Source organism: Rheinheimera gaetbuli, from assembly GCF_054781935.1.
Genome location: NZ_BAAGTL010000006.1, coordinates 290,334 through 302,499 on the forward strand (window position 1 = coordinate 290,334; position 12,166 = coordinate 302,499).

At 47.1% G+C, this 12,166-nt stretch carries 12 protein-coding genes; 7 read left to right on the forward strand and 5 right to left on the reverse strand.

What is annotated here, in order from left to right; all coding sequences use genetic code 11:
• The first annotated feature begins 144 nt into the window (after positions 1 to 144).
• Positions 145 to 1,359 carry a pyridoxal phosphate-dependent aminotransferase gene (locus ACYVIC_RS06295; RefSeq protein WP_460858280.1) on the forward strand — a complete coding sequence of 405 codons (1,215 nt, stop codon included), beginning with the start codon at positions 145 to 147 and terminating at the stop codon, positions 1,357 to 1,359.
• Positions 1,360 to 1,392: 33 nt separating this feature from the next.
• Here ACYVIC_RS06295 and ACYVIC_RS06300 read toward each other — a convergent pair whose 3' ends face one another.
• On the reverse strand, positions 1,393 to 2,346 hold the full coding sequence (locus tag ACYVIC_RS06300; protein ID WP_460858282.1) for a cation diffusion facilitator family transporter: 954 nt from the start codon (positions 2,344 to 2,346) through the stop codon (positions 1,393 to 1,395).
• Positions 2,347 to 2,500: 154 nt separating this feature from the next.
• Between ACYVIC_RS06300 and ACYVIC_RS06305 the strand changes: the two genes are divergently transcribed.
• On the forward strand, positions 2,501 to 3,895 hold the full coding sequence (locus ACYVIC_RS06305) for an alanine/glycine:cation symporter family protein (RefSeq protein ID WP_460858284.1): 1,395 nt from the start codon (positions 2,501 to 2,503) through the stop codon (positions 3,893 to 3,895).
• Here ACYVIC_RS06305 and ACYVIC_RS06310 read toward each other — a convergent pair.
• Positions 3,892 to 4,200 (reverse strand): YebG family protein, encoded by a 309-nt coding sequence (locus tag ACYVIC_RS06310; RefSeq protein ID WP_460858286.1) that lies wholly within the window; start codon positions 4,198 to 4,200, stop codon positions 3,892 to 3,894. The genes ACYVIC_RS06305 and ACYVIC_RS06310 overlap by 4 nt on opposite strands.
• Before the next feature lie 195 nt (positions 4,201 to 4,395).
• Between ACYVIC_RS06310 and ACYVIC_RS06315 the strand changes: the two genes are divergently transcribed.
• The 4 genes from ACYVIC_RS06315 to ACYVIC_RS06330 all read left to right on the forward strand — a co-directional run bounded on the left by ACYVIC_RS06315 (position 4,396) and on the right by ACYVIC_RS06330 (position 8,584).
• On the forward strand, positions 4,396 to 5,682 hold the full coding sequence (locus ACYVIC_RS06315) for an anti-phage deoxyguanosine triphosphatase (protein WP_460858288.1): 1,287 nt from the start codon (positions 4,396 to 4,398) through the stop codon (positions 5,680 to 5,682).
• Positions 5,683 to 5,708: 26 nt separating this feature from the next.
• On the forward strand, positions 5,709 to 6,752 hold the full coding sequence (locus ACYVIC_RS06320) for a patatin-like phospholipase family protein (RefSeq protein WP_460858290.1): 1,044 nt from the start codon (positions 5,709 to 5,711) through the stop codon (positions 6,750 to 6,752).
• Positions 6,753 to 6,873: 121 nt separating this feature from the next.
• The gene (locus tag ACYVIC_RS06325; RefSeq protein ID WP_460858292.1) at positions 6,874 to 7,485 is read left to right on the forward strand and encodes a hypothetical protein; all 612 of its coding nucleotides are present in this window, start codon (positions 6,874 to 6,876) and stop codon (positions 7,483 to 7,485) included.
• Position 7,486: 1 nt separating this feature from the next.
• Positions 7,487 to 8,584, forward strand: coding sequence for a rhomboid family intramembrane serine protease (locus ACYVIC_RS06330; protein ID WP_460858294.1), 1,098 nt, complete (start codon positions 7,487 to 7,489; stop codon positions 8,582 to 8,584).
• 40 nt (positions 8,585 to 8,624) lie between these two features.
• On the opposite strand, the gene ACYVIC_RS06335 is transcribed toward ACYVIC_RS06330, so the two are convergent.
• A complete protein-coding gene (locus tag ACYVIC_RS06335) occupies positions 8,625 to 9,911 on the reverse strand; it encodes a cyanophycinase (RefSeq protein ID WP_460858296.1) in 1,287 nt (428 codons plus the stop codon).
• 190 nt (positions 9,912 to 10,101) lie between these two features.
• Here ACYVIC_RS06335 and ACYVIC_RS06340 point away from each other — a divergent pair, with 190 nt between their 5' ends.
• Positions 10,102 to 10,497 (forward strand): MAPEG family protein, encoded by a 396-nt coding sequence (locus ACYVIC_RS06340; RefSeq protein ID WP_460858298.1) that lies wholly within the window; start codon positions 10,102 to 10,104, stop codon positions 10,495 to 10,497.
• Positions 10,498 to 10,573: 76 nt separating this feature from the next.
• On the opposite strand, the gene ACYVIC_RS06345 is transcribed toward ACYVIC_RS06340, so the two are convergent.
• Positions 10,574 to 11,410, reverse strand: a complete 837-nt coding sequence (locus ACYVIC_RS06345) for an REP-associated tyrosine transposase (protein WP_460858300.1) — start codon at positions 11,408 to 11,410, stop codon at positions 10,574 to 10,576.
• A 126-nt stretch (positions 11,411 to 11,536) separates the two neighbouring features.
• A complete protein-coding gene (locus tag ACYVIC_RS06350) occupies positions 11,537 to 12,166 on the reverse strand; it encodes a hypothetical protein (RefSeq protein WP_460858301.1) in 630 nt (209 codons plus the stop codon).

Genomic DNA, 12,166 nt, shown 5'->3' on the forward strand with positions numbered 1-12,166 from the left:
TACGATGAAAAACTGAATTGGTGTAGTTTTTTTCTGTTTAGCCTGCCCTTGCCCATTGCCAGCAGGTGTTTGGTATGACACCGTATAGCTTTAGGCTATTTAGCTGTCCGGACGTATAGAAAGTGGAGTTTTAAGGTCATTGTTATGAAACCGATTGAGCGCTCATCAAAGTTAGACGGAGTTTGTTATGACATTCGCGGCCCTGTAGCACAAGAAGCGCGACGAATGGAGGAAGAAGGCCATCGTATTCTTAAGCTGAATATTGGCAACCCGGCGCCTTTTGGTTTTGAGGCACCGGATGAAATTCTAAAACATGTGATACACAACTTGCCTACTGCTCAGGGTTACTCTGACTCGCAAGGCATTTATCCTGCGCGGGTTGCGGTGGCACAATATTATCAGCAGCGCGGTATCATTGGCGCCGATGCAGACGATGTATATATTGGCAACGGCGTATCAGAGTTAATCTTAATGTCATTGCAGGCGCTGCTAAATAATGGTGACGAGGTCCTGGTGCCCTCACCTGATTATCCATTATGGACAGCGGCAGTAAATTTGGCCGGTGGCAAAGCGCTGCATTATCGCTGTGATGAACAACAAGACTGGTATCCTGATCTTGCAGACATTAAAGAAAAGATAACCAAAAAAACCAAAGCTATTGTGCTGATTAACCCAAACAACCCTACCGGGGCTGTGTACGACAAAGCCTTTTTACTTGAACTGTTAAAAATTGCCCGTGAGCACCGCTTAGTTGTATTAAGCGATGAGATTTATGACAAAGTGCTGTATGACGGCACCGAGCATGTTAGCACTGCCTCACTAGCAGATGATTTAATCATGCTAACCTTTGGTGGTTTGTCGAAAAATTATCGTATAGCGGGCTTTCGCGTCGGTTGGTTGTTTATTTCCGGTGCCAAACATTTAGCCCGTCATTATATAGAAGGCCTGAACGTTTTAGCGTCTATGCGGCTATGTGCCAATGTACCCTGTCAGCATGCCGTACAAACCGCACTGGGCGGCTATCAGAGCATTACTGAGCTGGTGGTGCCAGGCGGGCGTTTGTATGAACAAATGGACTTAGCTCACAGGCTGGTAACACAAATTGATGGCATCAGTTGCATGCGGCCCAAGGGCGCCATGTATTTATTCCCGAAAATTGACCGGAAGAAATTCCGCATTAAAGACGACGAATTATTTGTGCTGGATTTTTTGCGCCAGCATAAGGTATTACTGGTACATGGCCGTGCGTTTAACTGGCCGGAGCCGGATCACTTTCGGATCGTGTTCTTACCCCATAAAGAGCAACTGGAAGCCGCTATCGGCAAACTGGCGCAGTTCTTACCTGGCTACAGCCAATAGTATATCGTTGTAAAAGGCAGCGGGGCTGCCTTTTTATCTAGCGTCCCGACAGGCCTCTCCACTTATTTCAAATTCCACCGTGGTATGGCTCAATTGATAAGGCGCTAACACTTTGGCTATCTGCTGTTTGTAGGCAATTTGCTGTTCAGCCTCGGCTGGTGTGGTAATTTCAACGTGCATAGTCAGCACATGCTGTTCACCATCGAGTGACCAAAGATGCAAGTGGTGGATCGACTTCACAAAATCCAGCTCAGCCAGTTGGGCACTGATCTGCTGTTGCAGCGCCGGGTCCGGTGTGACCTGTAAAAACAACGCTAGCGTTTGGCGTAGGCTTTTCAGTACATTGACTAAGATAAACATCGTAAAAGCAATACACAGTACAGGGTCGAGCCAGGCCCAGCCGGTAAAGTGCATAAGTATGGCACCAAGCAATACTGCCACCCAACCTAATACGTCTTCCAGCAGATGCCAGCTTAGTACTTTTTCATTCTGGGTTTTGCCACGGCGTAAACGTAAAACCGCCATGCCATTTACTGCAATACCCAGCAACGCCAGTAAAAACATCCCACCGGTATGCGGCAATTCTGGCTGCCATAGCCGGGGAATGGCTTCAGACAGCACCCATGCCGACCCCAACAACAAGATTAGTCCACTAATCAATGCACTTAGCAACGACCAGCGTCGAAAACCATAGCTATAACGCGAAGTTGGCTGTTTGGCCGCAACCTTGCTGGCAATCCAGGCGAAACCAATAGCCAGGCTGTCACCCAAATCATGTATCGCATCTGCAATAATAGCTACACTATTGGTAAAAATGCCGCCAATAAACTCGATAATGGCAAAACTGAAATTCAGCCAAAATGCCAATGCAATATTGCTACTTTCAGTATGTGCATGGTGATGGTGATGTCTATGATGATGCTGCGTGGCCTCAGATGCAGGCACATCAGTCAAGTTAGCATTGGACGGCTCTGAGTGTTGCGTCATAATTTACAACCCTGCATATCAGCTAATGTTATGCAGCTTAAAAGTAAAAATGGCCAGATACAATGTTGGCCGCATTAAATCTTCGCACTTGTAACTGTGTACATAACACAGTAGTCTGGCACTACTCTATAGCCGTCCATACCGCTAATAATAAATGACAACTGACTTTTCTTTTGGCCAGGCATTTGAAATCCTGACCACTTATCTTGCTGCCGCCGTTTTTTATGCTTTTGATATTAATGGTGTATCTGTGCCACTGGTGCTAATTTGGCTTATTTGTGGCGCTCTGGTGTTTACCTGTTATCTCGGCTTTATCAATGTGCGTGGTTTCTCTCATGCCATTGCCTTATTAAAAAATAACCAGCGTAGTGGCGACAAAGGTGAAATTACCCCATTTCAGGCACTAAGCACGGCGCTGTCTGGCACTGTTGGCACCGGCAACATTGCCGGGGTGGCAGTAGCCATAAGTTTAGGCGGCCCGGGTGCAACGTTTTGGATGATTGTCGCAGGCTTGCTAGGCATGTCTACCAAGTTCGTTGAATGCACCCTGGCGGTAAAATACCGGCAAATCAATGCCGATGGCAGCGTATCCGGCGGTCCGATGTATTACATTAAAGCCGCGCTGGACAAATCTAATTTGCCATTGACCGGCACCGTACTGGCAATGGCATTTTCTGTGTTTGTTATTTTTGGCTCCGCTGGCTTTGTCCACGTTAACCAGGGCTTTGTGCAGGTAAAAACCGTAACCGGCTTTGATAATGCCTGGTTGTTTGGTGTGATTTATGCCGGTTTAGTGGCAGCGGTTATTATTGGTGGCATAAAAAGCATCGCCCGCGTTACCAGCAAACTGGTACCACTTATGTGTGCAATATATTTGCTGGCGTCTGTTTTTGTTATGGCGGCCCATGCCAGCGCGATCCCTTCTGCTTTATTATTGATACTACAGAGCGCCTTTAGCCCAGAAGCAGGCTACGGTGGTTTTATCGGTGTGCTTATTCAGGGCTTTCGCCGTGCGGCATACTCTAACGAAGCCGGCATTGGCTCGTCCCCTATAGCGCACGCTGCTGCACAAACTGACCAGCCGGTTAAGCAAGGTTTTGTCGCACTGCTCGAACCCTTCATTGACACGGTGGTCATCTGCACCATTACCGCTTTGGTTATTATCCTAACCGGGGCTTATCAAACGCCGGGGCTGGATGGCGTGCAAATAACCTCTGGAGCCTTTGCCTCGGTATTTAGCTGGTTTCCCTGGGTGCTAATGGTGGCGTTGTTACTGTTTGGTTTTTCTACTGTGATTAGCTGGTCTTACTATGGTTTAACTGGCTGGCGTTATCTGGTTGGCCACAACGAGCGTTTAACCCAGCTTTACAAAGTCTTGTTTTGTTGTATTGTCTCGGTCGGCGCTGTACCCAACATCATGGCCGTGTTTGATTTTATCGACTCAATGATTTTCTTAATGGCTGTGCCGAATATTCTGGCGCTATATCTGCTGTTACCCGAGGTAAAAGCAGACTTGCGCGCTTATTGGCAAACCAAACAGGCCGCTTAAGCGGCCTGCTCTACTGCGGCAATTTTTGTCTTAGTAGTTTTTTCAGTTTTATCAAATTTTTCTGCTTTGGCAGCCGGCTTTTTGGCCCCCAAAGCTACCAGTAAATTGTCTTTTTGTTGTGCCATATACAGCGCCAGCGCTTCTGCCAACTGCTCATCGGCTATTAATGTGCTGGCAGCTAAAAAGTGCGTTAACTCATCAGCGGTATCAAGCATTTTGTCATAAGCATCAGCTTCCGCTTTAGAAGTAAAAGTCATCTTTTCCGCTCCGTTTCTTTCTACTACATACTTAACAATAACAGCCATGGCATTTTCCCCTGATTAGATTACTGTTATTTTATACAGTATAAAAGACGGCGTGTCGAATGCTTTTTGCAACAGCCTTTATTACGCTTGCCACTATGGTCGGGCTCGAAGTTTCGCCGCAGTTGGCGTACTATAAGGCCAGTACGTATTGCAGCGGGTCTTGTGCTTTAGCTGGTTGAATTAACAAGGAATACTATGCCACATCCACTTTGGTCAGAGCGTCGGTCCGGCCCAGGCAGCAGCAGACCCGGCGATCAGCGCAGCCCATGGCAACGCGACCGCGCCCGTATTCTGCACTCTGCTGCCTTTCGCCGCTTGCAAGCTAAAACGCAGATCCTCGGTATTGGCCAAAATGATTTTTACCGCACCCGGCTTACCCATTCACTGGAAGCGGCCCAAATTGGTACCGGTTTAGTTAGTCAGCTGCGTGCTAAGGTCAGCCAACAACAGTTAAGCTATTTGCCTGATGACAGCCTGATGGAAGCGTTATGTCTGGCGCATGATATCGGCCACCCGCCTTTTGGCCACGGCGGCGAAACCGCACTTAATTTTAAAATGCTGCAGGCCGGTGGTTTTGAGGGTAATGGCCAAACACTGCGCATTGTAGCCAAATTAGAACCTTATACCCTGCAGCATGGTATGGATTTATCGCGCCGCACTTTGCTGGGTTTATTAAAGTACCCGGTGCTACAGCCTGATTTAAGCCAGCAAACCATACCTGCAACTAACCCGCTTAATTTGACACAGTGGCAGCCGGCAAAAGCTATTTTTGCGGCTGATGCCGACATTCTGCAGTGGATTTTGGCGCCGCTTAGCGAGGACGACCGCGCTTTGTTTCAAAGCACAGAGCAACTGAACAAATCGCCTTTTGTGAAGTCGCGTTATAAGTCGCTGGATGCATCTATTATGGAATTGGCGGACGATATTGCTTATGGCGTGCATGATTTAGAAGACGCCATAGTATTGGGCAACATCAGCCAAAGCCAATGGCAACAACATACTGCTGATGATTGGGCCGCCCTGCCACAAGAGTTGCAACCTTTGATGCAGCAGATCAGCACGGCACTGTTCAGTAATCAGCATCACCTACGTAAAGATGCCATTGGTTCACTGGTAAACCTGCTGATCAGTGCAGTAACGTTATCAGAAGTGCTGCCGCAGGCAGAGGAGCCGCTAGTACGCTATAACGCGACATTGTCAGCGGCTCCGCTGGCCATTTTACATTGCTTAAAACAGGTCGTGTATCGCTGCGTGATCTTAAAGCCGGAGATCCAACAATCGCGCTTTCGCTGTCAAAATATGCTGATGGCACTGTTTGATGCCTTTAGTTCAGACCCTGCCCGCTTACTACCTGCCAATACGCAACAGCGCTGGCAACAAGCTGCAGACGAACTTAAAGTACGCGTAATTTGTGATTATATTTCCGGTATGACCGATGATTACGCCGAGCATATGTATCGCCGGCTTTATGCCACTGTTTAGCATTGAACTGACAGGTATTTCAGCTTTTGACACAAACAGCACTTCGCATACTGGCCGGGCCAACGGCTCTGGCGCATATTAAGCAGCATGGTTTGCAACAAGACGATTTTAATGTGATGGTTGGCGCCAGTGGCGGCCCGAAGTGGTTTTGTTTATTTGGGTTGGATCAGTATTTATTTGCTGATTTTTTTACCGGCCGTACCAAACCGCTGCATATTTTGGGTAGCTCGGCAGGCGCCTGGCGCTTTGCCTGTTTTGCTCAGGCAGATCCGGTTGCTGCATCGCAGCGGTTTTGCCAGGCTTACTCCCACATTACCTATCCAAAAGCTGCCGACACACAGCTGATTACGCAAATTTCTGCCGCTATTATCGATGCGGTATTTCCAACCGAGCAGCATGTACAGCAAGTATTAGACAACCCGATAGTAAAACTGAATTTAGTGGTGGCCAAAGCACGGCGTTTATCGGCAGCCCGCAGTAAGTTACTGCAAGCTGGCGGCCTTACGCTTGCTGCCGGTGCGAATCTGGTTAACCGTAAACATTTGCAACATTTTTTTCAGCGTGTGTTGTTTCATGTTGCCGGCGAGCCGTCGCCGTTTCACTATGCCGGCGTGTTACCTACTCAGCATGTTGCCCTAAGCCGTGACAACCTGCGCCAGGCAGTAATGGCCAGCGGTACTATTCCTATGGTGTTAAATGCGGTAGAAAATATCGCCGGGGCAGGTCCGGGTTTATATTATGACGGTGGCGTTACCGACTACCACTTCGACCTGCCGTTCAGCGACAACGGCCTGGTGTTATATCCGCACTTTTATTCTCGCCTGACGCCAGGCTGGTTTGATAAGGCGCTAAGATGGCGCAAAGTAAACCCGGCACATTTGCACAATGTGGTGCTGCTGTGCCCGTCAGACAGCTGGGTTAAGTCTTTGCCGTTTGGCAAAATACCGGACCGCAATGATTTTAAACTGCCTGACCATATAAGAATTGCTTACTGGCAACAGGTCATAGCCCGTTCGCATGAACTGGCCACAGCATTAAAGCAGGGTAATTTTTGTGTCGAAGCATTATGACATGCCTGGCGTGTACAAAAAACCAACACTCAACAGTACCTGATAACTAACCAGCTGTAACTATCAGGTTCTGTCGGGTTACACTTGCGTCACTTTTAATTTACTGCAACAAGGCACAGCTATGCCCGCCCGCGATCCGTTAACCAATACCGTGCATGTGGTTGAGTCTAACCAAAGACGTAAACTCACCAAAGCTTTAGCGCTGCAACAAGGCGAAATATCTAACCTGAGCTTTTGGATAAGCCAAATATCTATGATTGTCGCCACAGTATTGGGTGTCTATCTGGCAGCCCAGCAAGGTTTGCGTCAGGCTGTGGTGTTTGAGCAAATTCAAAGCGACAAAATTAACTACTACTTACGTAAGTCGTTACAACAAGAGCTCAGTGACAACCTGCAGCTGATTAAGGCCTTTACCGAACAAATTAAAGGTGTCGGCGCGCACAGTATCAAAAGCCATGCCATGACCCTGGATACTTTTGTTTGGGAGAGCATGAAATTCTCTCCTGCCACACTGGAAACGCCACCGGCATTGCTCAGTGAAAGCCGTAAGTTTTATCGCGAAGTCAATGATATTCATCATAAAATTCTAAACAGTTTTTACGGTACCAGCTATGGCACCAAGCTATTGCTGCAACAGGTAGAACATATGGAAACCGTAGTTATTCCGCTGTTTGAGGCAGACACCAGCAAACTGCAACAAGCCCTGTCACAGCAGCAAGTAGAGGTAGAATAACGTGAGTAGAGTACAATTATATTGCCCCTGTTGTCAGGATCAGTCATTACAAACCGTTGAGTTACATGGCCAGCAAGTAGATCGCTGTTGCAAATGCAATGGTCTTTGGTTTGATGACAAAGAACTCAGCGATGCCATAACACACAGTAGTGAGTTAACTGATCCGTATTGCGTAAAACAAGCCTTTGGTGAAAAACTGGAGCAACATCAATATCATTGCCATCGCTGTAATAAACAAATGCAGCAATTTCATCTGTTAAAACACTATCAGGTAACGCTGGATAAATGCAGCAGTTGTAAAGGTATTTGGGTAGATGGCAATGAAGCCGAGCAAGTGTTGGCCGCGCCCAAGCTGCAAGCTGCTTTAGCCGAGCTGAATAAAAAAGTCTGTGCAAAAAGCTGGCTGTTTCAGTTTTTTACCCAGATGCCAAAAGAATACAATATCAAGCCGCATCGTACACCGGTTATAACCTGGACCTTGTTGGCGCTGAATATCCTTATCTACTTACTGCACGGTTTTGACGACAATGCCACCCTATGGGTATTCGGCCATTTTGCCCTCGACTCTGTGTCAATACTTGATGGACAGCAATGGTGGAGCTTGCTGAGCTATCAGTTTTTGCACGGTGGTTTGCTGCATTTAGCCGGCAATATGTATTTCCTCTGGATCATCGGTGACAATCTGGAAGATGCGCTGGGGCCATGGAAGTTTCTTGCCGTTTATCTGCTATGCGGCGTTGCTGCAGCGCTGGTAGAAATGCTGATGTGTTATCTGGTAGACCGCGACTTACTCATGGTCGGTGCCAGCGGTGCCGTAGCCGGATTATTCGGCATGTATTTGCTGTGGTTCCGCCATGCCAGCCTGACATTTATGTTTGTTGTCTGGCAGAAAAAGCTAAACCCGGCCTGGTACTTTGCTATCTGGACCGCGCTTAATATCCTTGGTTTGTTATCAGAAGATTTAAGCGTAGCCTACTGGGCGCACTTAGGTGGTCTGGCTGCCGGTTTGCTGGTTGGCATACTGTTAAAAGACAAAGTTATGGCTAAAAACCCGTTGCTGCAGCTATTACAGCAGCCACAAGCAAAGATATTGCGTTAAGTTAAAAGCAGCGCCGCGCAAACGGCGCTGCTTTTAACATTTAAGGCGTCAGCTCAGTGATACTGAACCGACCAGGTGTAACATTTAACTTAACATTGTAAGCACTGCCGTTATCCTTCAGGCCATCCAGATACTGCCAATAACCACGCGTTTGCTCATCTTGGCTAAAACGTAACACAAAGCCCGGCCCCTCGCCCTGCATCAGATAACTAACGACTTCAGTGGTACCTTTATTGTCTACCAAATCAAAGGTCAGCATATCTTTTAACCGTGTATTGCGGCTAAATACACCCGATACAACCGGCTTAGCGATATTCAGGTACTCATGTCCTACTGTCGCTTGTTTTAACGGGTTAGGTGTAAAGCTGCGCTCTGGCGTATAGTATTTGTCACCGCCCTGCAAAACGCTGATACGCACATTTTCAATGTGGTAACCGTTTGGGTTGCTAATACGTTGCGCATGGCTTACATCAACCAATGTAACAGTACCATTACCAATAGCCTGCACTTCACCGGTTTTAGCGTCGTATACCAGAGCCGCATCTTCATCTATACCAAAGCCGAGCGGAAACTCTGTTTTATGCTGTTCGGTGGCAACAATAAGCCGGCCAAAACGGGCTTTACGGTCAAAATGCTGGTCAATAATACCGTGGCGGAAAAAGCCCAAACCACGGCTAAGCATTAACGGGCCGTTTTCCTGATCCTGCATGCCGTTGTAGCTATCTGTTAAGCCCTGCGTTAACGCGCCCCAGGAATCACCAGCTGCAATCATTACTTTGCTCATGATTGCAGCACCGGCACTGGTACCGCCTATTACGCCGCCGCGCTGATACAGTTTGTGCACTGCCTGTAGCAATGGCGTCTCATTACCATCATGCAACAGTGTGCCAGTGATATTTAACTGATCTCCGCCTAAAAACCAGACTGCAGTATAACTATCAAGCTGATCAGCCAATACCTGCTCTTGAGCATTCAACCGCCAATGGCTTTCATCCTGTTCGGATGTTGATTTGTCATCCGCTACCGCCACCGGCAACAAACTTACTTGTTCAGGCGTAAGACCATAGCGCAACATATCATCACGAAACTGGTTAAAATACTTTACCGGCTGGCCACTGGCGGCGGGGATCACCGCAACTTTTGCGACGCTAGTACCTCCGGCCAGCGCAATAAAACGCTGATACACCTCGGCATTGGAGCTGCTTAACGCGCCGCCCACCATCAGTAATGAGCCCGTTGCGGCAGGTGTTGTGGTTATATCGGGGGGGGAATCAGAACAGGCAGCCAATACTGCCAAAGCCGCTATTGATAAAACACTTTGCTTCATTGTTTACTCCATTTTGCTTTATTTTTGCTTTTTTCTTCAACCGGGCTGTTATTGTTGTTTGCGCCCGTATCTCAAGCCTACCAGATTTGTTATCACAGCGGCAGCCAGATTATGGCAAGGCTTTGCAGTGCCCACCGCTTGTATGCCAAGATAGCGCTATGCCGTGTTGCGCCAACATTCAGGAGTATTTATGCTGTTTTCATTACTACTAAGCTTATTCGTTGCTATGTTACTGCCGTTTTTAGCCAAGGCGCCGCTGGCCTTTGCCATGCAAAAATCCGGTGGTTATGACAACCATAACCCGCGGGCACAGCAGGCAAGCTTAACCGGCTTTGGCCAACGCGCCAATGCTGCCCACTACAACAGCTTTGAGGCCCTGCTAATTTATGCCTGTGCAGTATTCAGTGCGGTTGGGTTAAATACGGTAGACCAAACCACGGTAATTTTAGGCTGGGTGTTTATTATCAGCCGCATAGCCTACCTGGTGTGTTACTGGTTAGACTACGCCACCATCCGCTCGATAATGTGGCTTATAGGTATGGTGGCAGCGTTTACCCTGGCTGGGCGGGCGATGTTGGTTAGCTAAAAGGGGGAACCATTGGCAGAACCACTGGGGTCACCCATTAGCCTCTCGGAGTCAATAGAGTAACGAACCATTGGAGTTAAGTCTTGTCTTTTGCTACCACCCTACTTACCCGTGAATAATGTAAGCCAAAATGGCTGCCTATTTCTTTCAAAGTATAAGCACCTGAATCATATGCAGCAGCAATCGCTTCATTACGTGTTTTTGCTGAAAGTTCATAATCTTTAAGCGTTTTAGCAACAACACTTCGCTGCTTTTTCGGGATATCAGCTAACTTGTCTGGTTCATTCAAAAGTGTTAAGTGGCTTTGCACAAATTTGTCACTCCCCAAAAACACCTGATTGGTCAGCTTATCCCAGACCGGTAAACCGTTACCCTGTTGTACAAATACTGCGTATTTCTCTCTGGCAGTTTCACGTTGTTTGGAAAACATTTCCAGCAACGCATCTGTTGCCAGCCAGCGCGGCGAAGTTCTTAGCCCCATAAATGCATGCCAATTACTCCACGGCCAGTCTTCAAGCTGTTGAACAATCTTTGCACGGATAGGGTTAAGCACTATGTACCGGCTTAGTTCCAGCAAGTACGCATCTTTATCCACCAGTATTGCTTTATAGCGCCCCTGAAATAAATGCCCGACTCGATTGTGTTTGCGATTTATTGCCTGAGTAAAGACGCCGTTGAGCTGCCGCATGCCCTTACTTAGATTCGCATCTGGTGTTTCTACCAGCAAATGGTAATGGTTGCTCATCAGGCAATACGAATGTACCACCCAGTTATACCTTTCGCATACCTTGCTCAGTAGCAGTAAAAACAATTCGAAATCGGTGTCATCAAAATAGATGTCTTTGCGCTCATTACCTCGGCTGGTGATATGGTAAAGCGCCCCTGGAAATTCCAATCTTAAAGGTCTGGCCATGCTAGTCCGCCTTGCCTGATATGTGACATCACTAAACTGTAGTGCATCGGTCACAAAAAGCAAAAAACAAGACCTGACCCCACACTATGCTTGAAGTATCGAGGTCACTTTAGAATGCTGTGAAGTCTAGTGCTGTTTGGCGACCACAATGTCACTAAGCGTTTTCTCCAAGGCCCGAAAAAAGGCCTCTGCTCGGTCAGGATGCTCATAATCTTGCAGCGCGATAGCATAATCACGTGCTTGGAAGTGCGAGAGCGATTGTATAGCGGCAAGAATCTCAGATGCTTTTTCTTCAACAATAACTGCCATTTGACGGCTTAATTCATTAAATGCGTATTTTGGCTCTGGTTTTATCAAGTAGTCGCCGTACAGATGCTTAATAATTTGCATACTTGAAGGATAGTCGACATAAAACCGTAACACTTCTTTACTGCATACGTCAGCAGACAATAAGTTCTCATCAAATTTAACACAACAAAGTTCAAATATACCCTCGTGTCGAAATATAACGGCATTGCACATGGCAAAATCAACAACCTGTTGACTTGTATAACACTTAGCCGTCCAATTGCTGTAATCAACGTTTGGGTGCTCCAACACCCAAATTATTGCATCGCACCTATCTTTCAAAGAGCATAAGTCTTTTTTGCTTTCTAAAATTTTTCTAGGAGTTAAAAAACTGATATTTTTATTCCTAATAACCCCATGCATTGGGTAAAGAAACTGCTTTACGTTATTTGGTATATTTTCAGTCAT